This is a genomic window from Sphingopyxis sp. GW821-FHT02C12 (assembly GCF_059421785.1).
In genome coordinates, this window is the sequence record NZ_JBWKVQ010000002.1 from 110393 (window position 1) to 125868 (window position 15476).

Here is a 15476-nt window from a genome sequence, read left to right on the forward strand (position 1 = left end):
GCGACAGTTTGGAGAAAGTTTGGCGGCGGTTGTGTGACGGCCCGGAGGGTTTCAATCTTCGTCATTGCGAGGAGTCCCGGACTTGATCCGGGGCGACGCGGCAATCCAGCGTAGGCGCAAACCGCCCTGGATTGCTTCGCTCCGCTCGCAATGACGAGATTTATTGCGGGCTAGACCCGCCGGATCACCAAATTCCGGATTTCGCTCATATCCTCGATCGCGAAACGCACGCCCTCACGGCCCAGCCCGCTGTCCTTCACCCCGCCATAGGGCATATTGTCGACGCGGTAGCTCGACACGTCGTTGACGACGATGCCGCCGACCTCGAGATGGTCCCAGGCCTCGAGCACCTTGTGCAGGTCGCTGGTGAACAGCCCGGCCTGGAGCCCGAACTTGCTGTCGTTGACTTCGGCGAGGGCGTCCTCCCACTTCGAGAATTTCGACAGCACGACGACGGGGCCGAAAGCTTCCTCGACCACCACATCGGCGTCGCGCGGCACATTCTCCAGCAAGGCCGCTTCGAGCATATTGCCTTCGCAACCGCCGCCCGCGAGCAGGGTCGCGCCTGCGGCGACCGCGGCGTCGATCCAGCCTTTCAGCCGCTGCGCTTCCTTGACCGAGATCATCGGGCCGATGAAGGTGTCGTGGAGCTTCGGATCGCCCGATTTCAGCGTCTTGACCTTTGCGGCGAGCATGTCGCGGAAACGATCGTAGATATCCTCATGGATGATCACGCGCTGGACGTGGATGCAGCTTTGCCCCGACTGGTAATAGCCGCCGAAGATGATCCGTGCGAGCGCATGGTCGAGGTCGGCGTCCTTGTCGACGACCACCGCGGCGTTGCCGCCGAGTTCGAGCACGACCTTCTTCTTGCCCGCCTTGGCCTTCAAATCCCAGCCGACACCGGGCGAGCCGGTGAAGCTGAGCAATTTCAGCCGCTCGTCGGTGGTGAACAAATCGGCCCCCGCACGGCTCGCGGGCAGGATGCTGAACGCGCCCTCGGGCAGGATATCGCATTCGGCAAGCACTTCGCCCATGATGATCGCGCCCAACGGCGTCATCGACGCGGGTTTCATCACGAACGGACAGCCGATCGCGATCGCCGGGGCGATCTTGTGCGCGGCGAGGTTGAGCGGAAAGTTGAACGGAGAAATGAAGCTGCACGGGCCGATCGGCACGCGCTTCCACATCCCCATATAGCCCTTGGCGCGCGCCGAAATGTCGAGCGGCTGGATCTCGCCATAGTTGCGTACCGCTTCCTCTGCGGCGATGCGAAAGGTGTCGATCAGGCGGCTGACCTCGCCCTCGGCGTCGGCGATCGGCTTGCCCGCCTCGACGCACAGCGCATAGGCGAGTTCGTCGAACCGCTCCTGAAAGCGCCCGACGCAATGGGTGAGCACATCGCGCTTCTCGAAACTCGCGAGCCGCGCCATCGGCTCGGCGGCGCGCACGGCACCGGCGATCGCCTCGTTGATCACGTCGGGGGTCGCGAGCGCGGTGCGGAACGCAACTTCGCCGGTATATTTGTCGATGACCTCGAGGTCGGTGTTCGGCTGCACCGCCTTGTTGTTGAGGTAGAGCGGGTAGACGTCTTTCAACTTCACAATCATTCTCCAACCATGTCATCCCCGCGAAAGCGGGGACCCAAGGGTGCCAAGCTCAGCCGTTGAGCCGATCATAGAGATCGAGCCATTGCGGATTGCCTCGTTCGATCAATTCCAGTTTCCAAGCGCGGCGCCATTTCTTTACGGCCTTCTCGCGCGCGATCGCTTCGTTCACATCGGCGAAGGCTTCGGCATGCACCAGCCGATGCACGCCATAATGCCTCGTGAAGCTCGACCCTCGGCCGTTCCTATGCTGCGAACATCGCTGTGCCAGGTTGCCGGTAACGCCCGTGTAGAGAGTGCCGTTGCGCCCGCTCGCGAGGATATAGACGTGATAGGTCTGTTCCATTTCGCTCCTGGGTCCCCGCTTTCGCGGGGATGACAAGAAACAGCGGGCGGTGGCAGGCGCTTACATTTCCTTCGATATCTTCTTGATGTCGATGTTCAAAATCTGGTCGTTCTCGGTGTAATCGACCGGGCAATCGATCAGATGCACCCCCGGCGTGTCGCGGGTATGCGCGAGCAGTTCCTTCAGGTGCGCGGCGCTTTCGACGCGGTGGCCGTGGGCGCCATAGCTTTCGGCATATTTGACGAAATCGGGGTTGCCATAGGTCAGCCCCCAATCCTTGAAACCCATGTTCGCCTGTTTCCAGCGGATCATGCCATAGCTGTTGTCATTCAAAATCAGCACGGTGATGTTGAGCCCCAGGCGGACCGCGGTCTCCATTTCCTGGCTGTTCATCATGAAACCGCCGTCGCCGCAGATCGCCATGACCTTGCGCCCCGGATAGACCATCGCCGACATCATCGCCGACGGCAGCCCCGCGCCCATCGTCGCGAGCGCATTGTCGAGCAGCACCGTATTGGGGCGATAGGCGGTGTAACCACGCGCGAACCAGATTTTGTAGACGCCGTTGTCGAGGCAGATGATGCCATCGTCGGGCATCGAATCGCGCACGGATTGCACCAGGTGCGGCGGGAAGATCGGGAAACGCGCGTCCTGTGCCAGCGGTGCGGTATGGTCGACCTCGCCCTTGCGGAAGGCGAGCATATGGTCGAATTTCCAGCCGCCGTTGGGGACGATGTCTTCCTTGATCTGCCACACCGCATTGGCGATGTCGCCGATCACCTCGATATCGGGGAAATAGACCGGGTCGACCTCGGCGGTCTTGGTCGAGACGTGGATGACGGTCGGACCGCCCTGTTTCATGAAGAAGGGCGGCTTTTCGATCACATCATGGCCGAGGTTGACGATACAGTCCGACGCCTCGACCGCGCGGTGGACGAAATCGCCCGCCGACAGCGCGGCGCAGCCGAGGAATTTCGGATGGCGCTCGTCGATCACGCCCTTGCCGAGCTGCGTCGTCAGGAAAGGGATGCCGGTCTTTTCGATGAACTGCAGCAGCATGCGGCTGGTCATCGTGCGGTTCGCGCCGGCACCGATGACGAGGACGGGCGATGTCGCTTCCTCGATCGCCTTCACCGCCTCGCGGATCGATTTGACGTCGGCGGTTGGCCGGCGCGAATGACTGCGTTTGATCGGCAGGCTGTCGGTATGTTCGTCGGCGATATCCTCGGGCAGTTCGATATGCACCGCGCCGGGTTTTTCTTCCTCGGCGAGGCGAAAGGCTTCGCGCACGCGGCTCGGGATATTGTCCGACGAGGCCATCTGGTGGGTATATTTGGTGATCGGCCCCATCATCGCAACGACGTCGAGAATCTGGAACCGGCCCTGTTTCGATTTCTTGATCGGCTTTTGTCCGGTGATCATCATCATCGGCATGCCGCCCAATTGGGCATAGGCGGCGGCGGTGACGAAGTTGGTCGCGCCGGGGCCGAGTGTCGCGAGGCAGACGCCGGTCTTGCCGGTGTGGCGGCCATAGGTGGCGGCCATGAAGCCCGCGCCCTGTTCGTGCCGCGTCAGGATCAGCTTGATCTTGGTCGACCGCGACAGGCTGTCGAGGAAGTCGAGATTCTCCTCGCCCGGGACGCCGAAAATATACTCGACGCCTTCTTCCTCCAGGCATTCGATGAACAGGTCGGATGCTTTTTTCATGTGACAGTCGCCCCCTCAGCCATGCACCCCATCGGTGCGGCCCCTAGTGTGTGCCGGCGACCCTCAGCACAAGTATCGATACAGCGGCGCTCGTCGTCAGGCCGCGAGTCCCTGCTGCATCGGGAAGCGGTTGTAACGAGGGGAAAAGGGGTTGTCACCCTAGCGCTGGCGATGGCGCTGATAAGCTTCCCACGCGGCCGATTGCGCGTCACGCGCATGGCGGAAGCGCTCGTTCAAGGCTTGACCCATTACATGGACAGACCATATTCCATCGTTGCTGTGCGTGTGGTTGAAATTCTTCACGAGCTGCGCAACCACCGCGTCGCCGCGGCGGCCATTTCGGATGCGGGAGTGCCCGTCGCCGTCCCAGGTCAACTCGCCCACCTTCACCATATCAAGGCCTCCCGGCGAGCGGTGATCAATCGATGTCGAACAATCCCGCGAGTTGCTCGACCATCGTCCCGCCGAGCTGCTCGGCATCCATGATCGTCACCGCGCGGCTGTAGTAACGCGTCACGTCATGCCCGATGCCGATCGCACACAGCTCGACCGGCGAGCGATTCTCGATCCATTCGATCACTTGGCGCAGATGCTGGTCGAGATAGGCGCCATGATTGACCGACAGCGTGCTGTCGTCGACCGGGGCGCCGTCCGAAATCACCATCAAAATGCGGCGTTCCTCGGGGCGGTTGACGATGCGGCTGTGCGCCCAGATCAGCGCCTCGCCGTCGATATTTTCCTTGAGCAGCCCCTCGCGCATCATCAGCCCGAGCGACTTGCGTGCGCGGCGATAGGGTTCGTCGGCGGGCTTGTAGATGATGTGACGCAAATCGTTGAGGCGGCCGGGGTGCGGCGGACGCCCTGCGGCGAGCCAGTCTTCGCGGCTCTGCCCGCCCTTCCATGTGCGGGTGGTGAAGCCCAGGATTTCGGTCTTGACGCCGCAACGTTCGAGCGTGCGCGCGAGGATGTCGGCGCTGATCGCCGCAATGCTGATCGGCCGCCCGCGCATCGACCCGCTGTTGTCGATCAGCAGGGTGACGACGGTATCGCGAAAATCGGTGTCGCGTTCGATCTTGTAGGAGAGCGACTGGCCGGGCGAGACGATGACGCGCGCGAGCCGCGCGGCGTCGAGCTGGCCTTCCTCCTGGTCGAAATCCCAGGCGCGGTTCTGCTGCGCCATCAGGCGGCGCTGGAGCCGGTTGGCGAGCTTGGTCACCGCGCCCTGCAGATGCTGCATCTGTTGGTCGAGATAGGCGCGCAGACGGGTCAGTTCGTCGGCGTCGCACAGGTCGGTCGCGGCGATGATCTCGTCATGCTTTTCAGTAAAGCGCAGATAGTTGAAATCCGGGACGTCGGTCGGCAGGCGGTTGGGACGCACCGGCAACATGCCCTCATCGCCTTCGCCGCCCATCTCGGGCTCGCCGTCGGCCTCCATCTCCTGCGCGTCGGGATCGCTGTCGCCGTCGTCGGCCTGGTCGCCCGCGGTTTCGGCGCGGGCGTCGACCTGTTGCTCGCTGCTGCCGCCCTCTTCGCTGTCCTGTTCGTCCTGCGACTCTTCGGCCTCGCTCTGGTCCTCGTCGCCGCCATCCTCGGCGCCCTCGTCCATCGGCTCGTCGCCATAGATCAGGTCGAGGTGACGCAGCGCGAGCTTCGCTGTTTCCGCGAAGGCGACCTGATCGTCGATCTGCATCGCCAGCGCGTCGATGTCGCCGCCGGCCTGCTTGGCGATCCAGTCGCTGATCAGGCCGAGTCCGGTTTCGGTGCCCTGCGGCGGCGCTTCGCCGGTCAGCGCCTGACGCAGCATCAGTTCGAGCGCCGAGGATACCGGCACGTCGTCGCGGCTCTGCGCACGGGCGATCGGGTCGCTGCGCATCCGCATCGCGAGGCTCGCCGACAGGTTCGCGCGCATCCCGTCCATGTGCCGCGCACCGAGTGCCTCGATGCGCGCGCGCTCCATCGCGTCGAAGGCGGCGGCGGCGAGCGGTTCGGCGGGACGCGCGGCGGCGTGCAGCTTTTCGCTATGGTGCTTCATCCGCAGCGCATAACCGTCGGCGAATCCGCGCGCTTCGGCGACCTGGTCGGCGGGCAGGGTGCGCGACGGCGTGGGGACCTTGATCGTCTTGCCGATCTGCGCCGGGGCGTCGGCGGTGAACCCGACCTCGACCTCGGCATCGCGCGTCACCGCGCGCGCGACGCTCGACAGCGCGGCCTTGAAATCGTCGAGGGGAGAGGAGGCGGTCATGGTGACTCGGCTCTAACCAGCTTTTGCCATCGAAGGAAGATGGCGCGGTGGCAATTCCCGCACGTCACCCCGGACTCGATCCGGGACCCGCCTGTCTTGAAGAAAAAGGCGGGTCCCGGGTCAAGCACGGGATGACGGAGGTATAGCGATGCTTGCTTGACGCTCGCCGGGCGCGGGCGCATCCGCCGGGCATGACCTCTCCCATGAAAAAGCCTTGGATCGTCATTCTCTGCGCGGCGTTCATCGTCACGCTGGCGATGGGCGTGCGTCAGAGCTTTGGCCTCTTCCTGCCGCAGATGAGCGTCGACATCGGGATCAGCCGGTCGGACTTCGGGCTGGCGATGGCGCTGCAGAATCTGCTGTTCGGGCTGGTCCAGCCCTTCGTCGGCGCGCTCGCCGACAAACATGGCGCGGGGCGGGTCGTGCTCGGCGGCGCGCTGCTCTATGCGCTCGGGCTGATCGGCGCGGCGTTCGCGACCGACGCGATCGGGCTGCATATCAGCTTCGGCCTGCTGATCGGCATGGCGCAGTCGGCGACCACCTTTGTCGTTGTGCTCGGCGCCGTCGGCCGCGTCGTCAGCCCTGAAAAGCGCAGCAGCGCCTTCGGCATCGTCACCGCGGGCGGCTCGCTCGGGCAGTTCCTCGTCGTGCCGCTCGCGTCGATGCTCCTGCGCGATATCGGCTATCACGAAACGCTGTGGATCATGGCGGGTCTCGTCGCGCTATGCGGCCTGCTGGCGATCGGGGTGGCGGGACGGACCGACGGCGGTTCGGACCTCATGGTGGAGGTCGAGCAGAGCGCGCGCGAGGCGCTGCGCGAAGCGGCGGTCCACCGCGGCTTCTGGCTGCTCAACGCCGGCTTCTTCGTCTGCGGTTTCCACATCGCCTTCATCGCGACGCACCTGCCGGCCTATCTCGACGACAAGGGGCTCGGCATCGAAATCGGGGCGCAGGTGCTCGCGCTCGTCGGGCTGTTCAACATCCTCGGGTCCTATGTGTTCGGCCGCGCGGGCGATGTGCTGCGCCAGAAATATGTCCTGTCGGGGCTGTATGTCGCGCGCTCGGCGGTGATCGCGCTCTTCCTGTTCCTGCCGCTGACCCACGCCAGCGCGCTGGTCTTCGCGGGCGCGATGGGGTTCCTGTGGCTCGGCACCGTGCCGCTGACCAGCGGCATCGTCGGGCGCGTCTTCGGCATCCGCTATCTCTCGATGCTGTACGGCATCGTCTTCCTCAGCCACCAGCTCGGCAGCTTCTTTGGCGCCTACACCGCCGGGCTGATCTTCGACGCCACCGGCAGCTATAATATCGCCTGGGGCTTCTCGATCGCGCTCGGGCTGTTCGCGGGGCTCATCCACCTGCCGATCGCCGACGGACCGGTCAAACGGTTGCAACCGGCATGAAGCTCCAGCGCCAGGATGGAATCGCGCTCGCGATTTTCCTGGTGGTCGCGGTCGGCGGGCTGTGGCTGTGGACGGGCGAGGGGCCGGTGGTCTGGCTCAGCAATGTCGCGATCATGTGCGGCTTCGGTTAGAAGATCCAGTTGCAGACCGCCTGATCCTGCTCGATCGGCATCGCGGGATCGGGCATCAGCCGGAACACATGCGCGAACTGGGTTGCCGTCCGCTCGGGCCGCGTCCGCTTGCCCGCGACGACGTCGACGAAATCGCGGCACACGACCGAACTGCGCAGGAAATTGCTGTGCCCCGTCGCGCCGCGCGACACGTCGGTCGCGTCGACGACGGTGAGGCCCGCGACCGCCGCGGGATAGCAGCGCACCGGCAATCCCTTGGCCTTCAGGTCCGCCGCTTCGAACGGGTCGAAGCAATAGGGCGAACCGAGCCGCGGATAGCCGTGCAGCGTGCGCGACGCCGCCAGCGCCTTGTCCTTGTGCGACACATAGACGGTGATCCGCCGGTCGCGCGCGACCCGGCGGGGGGCGAGCACCTCCTCCTCGATGTCGCGTTCGAACGTTTCGCGGTCGATGTCGGGCGAGGCGAGGATGATGTTCGAGATGTTGCTGCTGTCGGCGCTGCTCGACGTGCGATCGACATAGGATATCGCCGGAATCACCAGCCGCGCGCCGAGCGAGTGCGAGACGATCACGATTTCCTTGACCCAGCCCTGCTCGGCCAACGTCTTGAGGAAATCGCGGAAGTTGCGGACGTCGTGATACATGTTGGTTTCATCGACCGCATAGCCGAGCAGCTTGTGCTGCGAGGGCCAGCTATATTCGATCACCGGCCCGTCGAAATTCGTCATGCGGGCGATCTGCGCCGCGTCGCGCGATGTGGTCGCGAAACTCTCGCGATAGCCATGGACATAGAGCAGCACGCGGCCCTGCCGCCGGTCGGTCTCGGCCTGCAGCGCCTTCCACCAGTCGCCCGGCGCCTGGAACGCCATCGGGGTGCGCAATTGTTTTTTGCCGTCCACCTTGGCTTCTTGCGGCGCGTTGAACCGGCCATAACGCATCCGGTCGCCGCGATGGTTCAACAACTGGATATCGGTCGTGCGGCAATCGGGCAGCCGGCTCGTCGCAAAGAACAGCGGCAGCGCATCAGTATCGAGCGTTGCGCCCGGCGCCGCGGTGCAGCGCGCGTCGGCGACATAGTCGGCATGACGAACCTTGCCATAGTCGACCGCGACGGCGCAGCCGGAGAGCGTCAGCGCTGCGCACGCCACCGCGAGGTGGCGAAGCGGCATCACTTGCCGACCACCCCCTCGGGCAAATCTTCGCCGAACACGCGCTGATAATATTCGGCGACGATCATCCGTTCGGCCTCGTCGCACTTGTTGAGGAAGGTTAGGCGGAAGGCGAAGCCGAGGTTGTTGAAGATCGCGGCATTCTGCGCCCAGCTGATCACCGTGCGCGGCGACATCACGGTCGAGATGTCACCATTGATGAAACCCTGGCGGGTCAGATCGGCGACCTTGACCATATTGGCGACGGTGGTGTCGTCGGTGTCGGGAACCTTGGCGAGGATGATTGCGCTTTCGGTCGCGGCGGGCAGATAGTTAAGCGTGACGACGATGTTCCAGCGGTCCATCTGGCCCTGGTTGATCTGCTGCGTGCCATGATACAGCCCGCTCGTGTCGCCGAGCCCGACGGTGTTCGCGGTCGAGAACAGCCGGAAGTAAGGGTTCGGGCGGATGACGCGATTCTGGTCGAGCAGGGTCAGCTTGCCCTCGGTCTCGAGCACGCGCTGGATCACGAACATCACGTCGGGGCGGCCGGCGTCATATTCGTCGAAGACGAGCGCGGTGGGGGTCTGCAGCGCCCAGGGGAGCAGGCCTTCGCGAAACTCGGTGACCTGCTGGCCGTCCTTGAGCACGATCGCGTCGCGCCCGACCAGGTCGATGCGGCTGATATGCGCGTCGAGGTTGACGCGGATGCACGGCCATTTCAGCCGCGCCGCGACCTGTTCGATATGCGTCGACTTGCCGGTGCCATGATAGCCCTGCACCATCACGCGGCGGTTGTATTTGAAGCCCGCGAGGATCGCGAGCGTGGTGTCGCCGTCGAAGACATAGGCCGGGTCGAGATCGGGGACACGTGCGTCGGCCTCGCTGAACGCGGGGACCATCATGTCGATATCGACCCCGAACATCTCGCGCGCGCTGACCTCGACATCGGGGGCGGCGAGCAGGGTCGAACCATGATGGTCGGCGAGGCTGTTGGGGATATCGGTCATGTCAGAGGTCCAGCGTAACAAACAGGGGGAGAGTCGCCGGTTCGTCCGACGCTTCGGCTAGCGCGGTATAGGCGTAGGTTTCGCCTTGCAACGCCTTTTCAGATGAGATCGAGCGCCTTCATCACCGCCGACTGGTCGTAATAGGGGCGTTCGCAGACGATCTTGTCGCTGCCCGGCGCGAACTGAAAGCTCGCCGCCATGCGCACGCGAAAGGCCTTGCCGGTCGGCTCGACCGTCCGCAGGCCGAGCCGGAGCGGCCCGAGATGGGTGCCGGTCAGCCAGAATTCGACAAGCACCGTGTCGGTCGCGGCATCGGCGGCGATCGCGATCACCTCGTTCGCCTGGTCGGGAAAAGGCTCGCGCGAGGCGGCGAAATAGGAACGGACGGCGGCTTCGCCGTCGAACACCGTGCCGGGACCGAGCAGCTCGTAGCGCGGATGGTCGAAGGTCGCGATCACCCCGTCCCAGTCGTGGGTGATTTCCAGCGCCATATGGCGGCGAACCACCTCGATGCGCTTCTTGTCCAGTTCGCTCATCGCCGCTCTCCCTGCATAGCCCCTAGGCGAAGGCCTTCGTCTTTCGCAGCAACTGATATGCCGCAACAACCTCGCCGAGTCTCGCCTCATGGCTGCGGTCGCCGCCGTTGCGGTCGGGGTGGTATTTGCGCACCAGCTCGCTGTAGCGCCGCCGCAGCGCCGCGCGGTCGGCGTCTGCCGGCAGCCCCAGCAATTGCATCGCGGCATGCTCTTCGCGCGACAGGCCGGGGTTCGCCGCTTCACGCCGCGCCTCGTCCATCCGCTGGCGGAACCGCGCCCCAAGCGCGTCGATCGGGTCCTTGAAATCGGCCCAGCGCGGCGGCAGGTCGGCGCTGCCGGCGGGGCGGAAGGTGCGGCTTTCGGTTTCCCAGCCCGCGGTCGGGGTCTGCGCCGCCAGGATCTGGTCGGCGCTCATTCCCTCGAAATAATTATAGCCGCTGTTGAACTCGCGGACATGGTCGAGGCACAGCCAGCGATATTGTGGCGGCCCGTCGGGTGAGCGGGTCGCGGGAATCGGGGCGCGAAATTCGCCCGCCTCGCGGCATCCGGGCGCGGCGCAGCGGTCTTCGCGGGGCACGCGGCCATGGAAACGGGTCGGGCGGGTCGGGGACGGCAAGGCGGGCTCTCGGGGCGTCTGAAGCGTTGGGGGGAGGGCTTATCATTTGGCGACGAAGCGCTTATGGTCAAGTCATGAGCACGCCCGGACCTGTACAAAAAGAGATGGAAAGCCTGCTGACCGCGGCCTTTCCCGACGCCGATTTCGCCCTCAGCAACGACAGCGCCAAACATCATGGCCACAGCGGCGACGACGGCAGCGGCGAATCGCATTTCAGCCTGACCATCGAATGGTCGGGCTTCGCCGGCCTGAACCGCGTCGCGCGCCAGCGGGCGGTGAACAAGGCGCTCGGCGACCTTCCCGGGCAGCGCGTTCATGCGCTCGCGATCCGGGCGACGGCGCCGGGAGAGGGGTGATGACGGACAAGGTCAATCTGGCGGAGGCGTTCGCGAGCTTTCACGACCATTGGAACCCGCGCGTTGCGGGCGACATCAACAATTTTCAGGTCAAGCTGGTGAAGTTCGCGGGCAAGTTCGACTGGCATCACCATGATGCCGAGGACGAACTGTTCCTCGTCGTCGCGGGACGGATGAGGATGGGGCTGCGCACCGGCGACGTGATCGTCGAACCCGGCGAGTTCATCATCGTGCCGCACGGAACCGAACATTGTCCCGAAGCGCTCGACGGCGAATGCCAGGTGCTGCTGCTCGAACCCGGTTCGACGCTGAACACCGGCAATGTCGAAACCGAAAAGACGCGAAAGACGCTCGAAAGGCTGGACTGACCGATGGACATCATTATCCCCTCGAGTCACGATCTCGGTGCTTTCGAGGTGCGGCGGACCTTGCCGAACAAGGCGCGGACGATGGTCGGCCCCTTCATTTTCGTCGATCAGTTCGGTCCGGCGCATTTCGACATCGGCAAGGGCATGGACGTGCGCCCGCATCCGCATATCAACCTCGCCACCGTCACCTATTTGTTCGAGGGCGCGATCGAGCATCGCGACAGCCTCGGCACGCTCGCGACCATTCGCCCCGGCGCGTGCAACCTGATGACCGCGGGCAGCGGCATCGTCCATTCGGAGCGCACCCCCCCGGCCGAGCGCGCGAGCGGATCGGGCATTTCGGGGATGCAGACCTGGCTCGCGCTGCCCGACGGCAAGGAAGAGATCGACCCGGCGTTCGAACATGTCGCAAAGGACGATCTGCCGCTGGTCGAGGACAGCGGCGTGTCGGCGCGGATCGTCATGGGCAGCCTGTGGGGCAAGACCTCGCCGATCACCCAGCATGCGGCGACGATCTATGCCGATATATTGATGCTCGCGGGTGCGACGATGCCGATCGAGGCCGATGCCGACGAGCGTGCGGTGCTGGTGGCGCTTGGTGACGCGAGCCTCGATGGCGAAAAGCTCGACCGCTACAGCCTCTATATCCTGAAACCCGGACAGGCGATGACGCTGCGCGCCGACAGCGATGCGCGGGTGATGCTGCTCGGCGGCGAAGCCTTCACGACCCCGCGCCATGTCTGGTGGAATTTCGTCAGTTCGAGCCGCGAGAGGATCAACCAGGCGAAGCACGACTGGAAAGCGGGCAATTTCCCGCTCGTTCCCGGCGACAGCGAAGAGTTCATCCCGATCCCCGAGGTGCCGAAGACGGTCAGCTATCCATAAGTCTGCTGCAGGTGCGCGCCGGCGCGGCATTGGTTTGGGAAGCGGCCGTTCGCAATCCTCCCTGTGGCGAAGCGATGGGGAGGTGGCAGCGGCGTTGGCTGCTGACGGAGGGGCCGACGCGGTCAGGCGTCGTGCAAGTTTTCGGCCCCTTCCACCACCGCCTGCGGCGGCGGTCCCCCTCCCCATGGCTTCGCCACAGGGAGGATCCATATGTCCGCAACCGCCCAAAAGCCGACCTCTCCCGCGAAAAGGCTTTCCTAAAAAACATCGGCATGATCTATCCTGTCGGATGACCATGTCGCCGGCCTCGCGGAATAGATCGCCCCTATCTCGCCTGACCCGCTTAAAGTCACAAAGGCCACATTTTCTGCGCATCCATGCGGGGCTTTTGTGCCCTTAAGCCGGGTTTCGGGCCTTCGGTACCACGGCCGCCGCAACATGGCTTGCCAGTCTCGCCGATCCCCGCCATCTCGTTGCGAAACGCAACTCAAGGGAGCACAGGATGGCCGGCGATTTCGAGCAGCAGCGGGTGAAGCTTTCGACCGGGGTCGAACTCGACGTCGTCGACATCGGCCCGCGCGATGCACCGGCGCTCATCTTCCTCCACGGCTTTCCCGAATCGCATCGCACCTGGCGGCACCAGCTACCGTATTTCGCCGACCGCTTTCGCTGTATCGCGCCCGACCAGCGCGGTTATTGCGGGTCGTCGAAGCCGCAGGATGCTGCCGACTACACCCCCGACAAATTGATCGCCGACCTCTTCGCGCTCGCCGATGCGCTGGGGGTCGAAACCTTCACCATCGTCGGGCACGACTGGGGCGGGGCGATCAGCTGGGGCGTGGCGCTCGCCGGCCAGCCGGGCGGGCTGTATCCGGCGTGGGCCGGGCGCGTCACGCGCGCGGTGATCGCCAACGCGCCGCACCCCGGCATCTTCGGCCGGCTTCTGCATGTCGATCCCGCGCAGCGCGCCGCGAGCCAATATATCCGCCTGTTCCGAGACCCCGCGAGCGACGCGCTGGTCCGCGAACAGGGGCTCGCAGGGCTGCTCGCCAAGGCGTTCGAGGGTCGCCTCGCGGGCACGGTCGCCCCGCCCGAGGAAATCGCGCGGTCGCTGGCCGACTGGGAGGACCCCGACGCCGCTTTCGGCATGCTCAACTGGTATCGGGCCTCGCCGCTCGACGTGCCCGCGATGGATGCGCCTTTCGTCGAGCCGCCGGCGATGCCCTTTCCGAAGCTCGAAATCCCGACGCTCGTCATCTGGGCGCTCGACGACGTCGCGCTGCCGCCGAGCAATCTCGATGGCATGGACGAACTGGTGCCGAACGCGACGATCGTGAAGGTGCCGGGCTGCGGCCATTTCGTGACGTGGGAAGCGCCGGGTGCGGTCAATGCCGCGATGGACGCCTTCCTCGCCTGACGCCCTTCGAAGGAAGCGGCGGGCGGCCCCGGGAGGGGTGTGGGGCCGCCCGCCTCGGGGGTTCTATTTGGTCGTATAGCCCCCGTTGACGAGGATCGTCTGGCCGGTCATCCACCAGCCGTCGGTGACGAGGAAACGGATCCACGGCACGATATCCTCGATATGCGTCAGCCCCGTCGGGCTGAAGGGCGACAGCGCCGCCGCCGTCTTGTGATAGGCGACCGCCTCGGGCCCCTCGGCCGGGTAGAAAAAGGGCGTGTCCATCGGACCCGGCCCGATCGCGGTCACCGAGATGCCGCGGTCGCCGAATTCCTTCGACGCGGCGCGGGTATAATGTTCCACCGGCGCCTTGGTGCCGGCATAGCTCGCATAAAAGGGCGTATAGGCGCCGAGCAGCGAGGTGACGAGGGTGCAGACCTTGCCGCCGTTGCTGACGTTGCGGCCCGCTTCCTTCAGGAAGAAGAAGGCCGACTTGCTGTTCACCGCGCTCATTTCGTCGAACTCGGCCTCACTGATTTCGACCATCGGCTTTTTCAGCACTTTGCCGACGGTGTTGATCGCGATGTCGATGCTGCCCATCGCGGCCCTGGCGTCGGCGAACAGCTTCTCGACCGCGCCGGCGGTGGTCAGGTCGGCTTGAAAGGCGAAGCCCTTCGCGCCCGCCGCCTCGATCGCGGCGACGGTCTCATCGGCCTCGGCGCGCGCCGCATCGCTGTTGTAATGGACCGCGACCGCAGCGGCGCCCTGGGCGGCGAAATCGCGCGCGATCAGGCCGCCGAGATTCTTGGCGCCGCCTGCGATGAGGACGGTTTTGCTCTTGATGTCGTGAATGCTCATGAACTTGGTCCCATGGTTGGAAGAGTGGCATGTCACGCTAGGATCGCTCGTGATTCGGGGCTTTCAGATTCTCCCACAGTTGCGCATAATCGCCCGATGCAGGGGGGACTCACCGCGGCGAGGATCGAGGAACGGCTGGGCGGTCCGGCCACCTGGGTGATCGAACGCGACGCCCATGCGCTGATGCTCCACGAAGCGGGCAGCTATCACCGGCTGCAGACATGGCTCGACGGGCGCCGCACCTCGCTCGGCGATCCCTTGCCCGGTGAGATGTGGCTTGCGCCGGCCGGACGCGAGTATCGCGGCGCCGCCGAAGGGGGCGCGGTCCGCTATGTCGCGGTCGAGATTCCAGCCGATGCGCTGACGATTGCAGCCGGCGGGCGCGCGCTTGCCGGTCACGATGACCGCGCGCTGGCGGCGCTGGTGCGCGGGCTCGCGGCGGGCGAGGCCTCGGCGGCAACGCCGTTGCTGACGCTGCTGGCGGCCACGCTCGACGGCGCGGCGGTGCGTCCCGCGCCGGTCGCGGTCGCGCGGCGGATCGACGCGCTGCTGGCGCTGATCGAAGCGCGGATCGAGATGTCGCTGACCGTCGAGGATATGGCGGCCGAAGCGGGCATGTCGGTCAACAGCCTGATCGTCCATGTCGCGCGCGCCACCGGACGCACCCCGGCCCAATATCTGCTGCGTCAGCGGTTGCGGCGCGCCTGCTGGTATCTGATGAACCGGCCGCTGTCGGTCGCCGAAATCGCCTTTGCCTCGGGCTTTTCGAGCCACGCGCATCTGTGCGCGGCCTTTCGTGCGAAGCTCGGGGCGTCGCCGGGCGAATGGCGGCGGCGGAACGCCAGTGCCGCCATCACAGGGGGAGAATGA

Annotated in this window: 17 protein-coding genes; 7 read left to right on the plus strand and 10 right to left on the minus strand. The window is 65.2% G+C overall.

Translation table 11 applies throughout. The features are described from left to right. Nucleotides 1-170: 170 nt before the first annotated feature. The 5 genes from AC07U1_RS15650 to cobT form a co-directional block, all read right to left on the minus strand. Nucleotides 171-1610 (minus strand): aldehyde dehydrogenase family protein, encoded by a 1440-nt coding sequence (locus AC07U1_RS15650; protein WP_495178381.1) that lies wholly within the window; start codon nt 1608-1610, stop codon nt 171-173. A 49-nt stretch (nt 1611-1659) separates the two neighbouring features. Continuing rightward, nucleotides 1660-1953: a GIY-YIG nuclease family protein gene (locus AC07U1_RS15655; protein ID WP_495178380.1), complete on the minus strand. Its 294-nt coding sequence runs from the start codon at nt 1951-1953 to the stop codon at nt 1660-1662. Between the two features lie 60 nt (nt 1954-2013). After that, a complete protein-coding gene (locus AC07U1_RS15660; protein ID WP_056348827.1) occupies nt 2014-3660 on the minus strand; it encodes an acetolactate synthase large subunit in 1647 nt (548 codons plus the stop codon). Nucleotides 3661-3819: 159 nt separating this feature from the next. After that, nucleotides 3820-4053, minus strand: coding sequence for a hypothetical protein (locus AC07U1_RS15665; protein ID WP_495178379.1), 234 nt, complete (start codon nt 4051-4053; stop codon nt 3820-3822). Between the two features lie 25 nt (nt 4054-4078). Further along, the gene (gene cobT / locus AC07U1_RS15670) at nt 4079-5902 is read right to left on the minus strand and encodes a cobaltochelatase subunit CobT (RefSeq protein ID WP_495178378.1); all 1824 of its coding nucleotides are present in this window, start codon (nt 5900-5902) and stop codon (nt 4079-4081) included. Between the two features lie 191 nt (nt 5903-6093). On the opposite strand from cobT, the gene AC07U1_RS15675 reads away from it, so the two are divergent. Together AC07U1_RS15675 and AC07U1_RS15680 are read left to right on the plus strand one after the other, a co-directional pair. Continuing rightward, nucleotides 6094-7302, plus strand: coding sequence for an MFS transporter (locus AC07U1_RS15675; RefSeq protein WP_495197742.1), 1209 nt, complete (start codon nt 6094-6096; stop codon nt 7300-7302). Then, complete coding sequence (locus AC07U1_RS15680; RefSeq protein WP_262408132.1) at nt 7299-7433, plus strand: hypothetical protein; 135 nt, start codon at nt 7299-7301, stop codon at nt 7431-7433. Before AC07U1_RS15675 ends, AC07U1_RS15680 begins: the two co-directional genes overlap by 4 nt. Here the strand turns inward: AC07U1_RS15680 and AC07U1_RS15685 are convergent. The 4 genes from AC07U1_RS15685 to AC07U1_RS15700 all read right to left on the minus strand — a co-directional run bounded on the left by AC07U1_RS15685 (nt 7430) and on the right by AC07U1_RS15700 (nt 10704). Next, on the minus strand, nt 7430-8602 hold the full coding sequence (locus AC07U1_RS15685) for an alpha/beta hydrolase (protein WP_495178480.1): 1173 nt from the start codon (nt 8600-8602) through the stop codon (nt 7430-7432). The genes AC07U1_RS15680 and AC07U1_RS15685 overlap by 4 nt on opposite strands. Beyond that, a complete protein-coding gene (cobS, locus tag AC07U1_RS15690; RefSeq protein WP_056351951.1) occupies nt 8602-9591 on the minus strand; it encodes a cobaltochelatase subunit CobS in 990 nt (329 codons plus the stop codon). Before cobS ends, AC07U1_RS15685 begins: the two co-directional genes overlap by 1 nt. Nucleotides 9592-9689: 98 nt before the next feature. After that, nucleotides 9690-10127, minus strand: a complete 438-nt coding sequence (locus AC07U1_RS15695) for a nuclear transport factor 2 family protein (RefSeq protein WP_056348843.1) — start codon at nt 10125-10127, stop codon at nt 9690-9692. A gap of 22 nt (nt 10128-10149) precedes the next feature. After that, nucleotides 10150-10704 carry a J domain-containing protein gene (locus AC07U1_RS15700; RefSeq protein WP_187141387.1) on the minus strand — a complete coding sequence of 185 codons (555 nt, stop codon included), beginning with the start codon at nt 10702-10704 and terminating at the stop codon, nt 10150-10152. A 113-nt stretch (nt 10705-10817) separates the two neighbouring features. Between AC07U1_RS15700 and AC07U1_RS15705 the strand changes: the two genes are divergently transcribed. The 4 genes from AC07U1_RS15705 to AC07U1_RS15720 all read left to right on the plus strand — a co-directional run bounded on the left by AC07U1_RS15705 (nt 10818) and on the right by AC07U1_RS15720 (nt 13769). Then, nucleotides 10818-11099: a BolA family protein gene (locus AC07U1_RS15705; RefSeq protein ID WP_262408131.1), complete on the plus strand. Its 282-nt coding sequence runs from the start codon at nt 10818-10820 to the stop codon at nt 11097-11099. Then, complete coding sequence (locus AC07U1_RS15710) at nt 11099-11467, plus strand: cupin domain-containing protein (protein WP_495178376.1); 369 nt, start codon at nt 11099-11101, stop codon at nt 11465-11467. The genes AC07U1_RS15705 and AC07U1_RS15710 overlap by 1 nt, the downstream gene beginning before the upstream one ends. Nucleotides 11468-11470: 3 nt before the next feature. Continuing rightward, nucleotides 11471-12352, plus strand: a complete 882-nt coding sequence (locus tag AC07U1_RS15715; RefSeq protein WP_495178375.1) for a pirin family protein — start codon at nt 11471-11473, stop codon at nt 12350-12352. A gap of 502 nt (nt 12353-12854) precedes the next feature. Beyond that, nucleotides 12855-13769 carry an alpha/beta fold hydrolase gene (locus tag AC07U1_RS15720; RefSeq protein ID WP_495178374.1) on the plus strand — a complete coding sequence of 305 codons (915 nt, stop codon included), beginning with the start codon at nt 12855-12857 and terminating at the stop codon, nt 13767-13769. Between the two features lie 63 nt (nt 13770-13832). On the opposite strand, the gene AC07U1_RS15725 is transcribed toward AC07U1_RS15720, so the two are convergent. Continuing rightward, a complete protein-coding gene (locus tag AC07U1_RS15725; RefSeq protein WP_495178373.1) occupies nt 13833-14606 on the minus strand; it encodes an SDR family oxidoreductase in 774 nt (257 codons plus the stop codon). Nucleotides 14607-14702: 96 nt separating this feature from the next. Between AC07U1_RS15725 and AC07U1_RS15730 the strand changes: the two genes are divergently transcribed. Further along, the gene (locus AC07U1_RS15730; RefSeq protein ID WP_495178372.1) at nt 14703-15476 is read left to right on the plus strand and encodes a helix-turn-helix domain-containing protein; all 774 of its coding nucleotides are present in this window, start codon (nt 14703-14705) and stop codon (nt 15474-15476) included.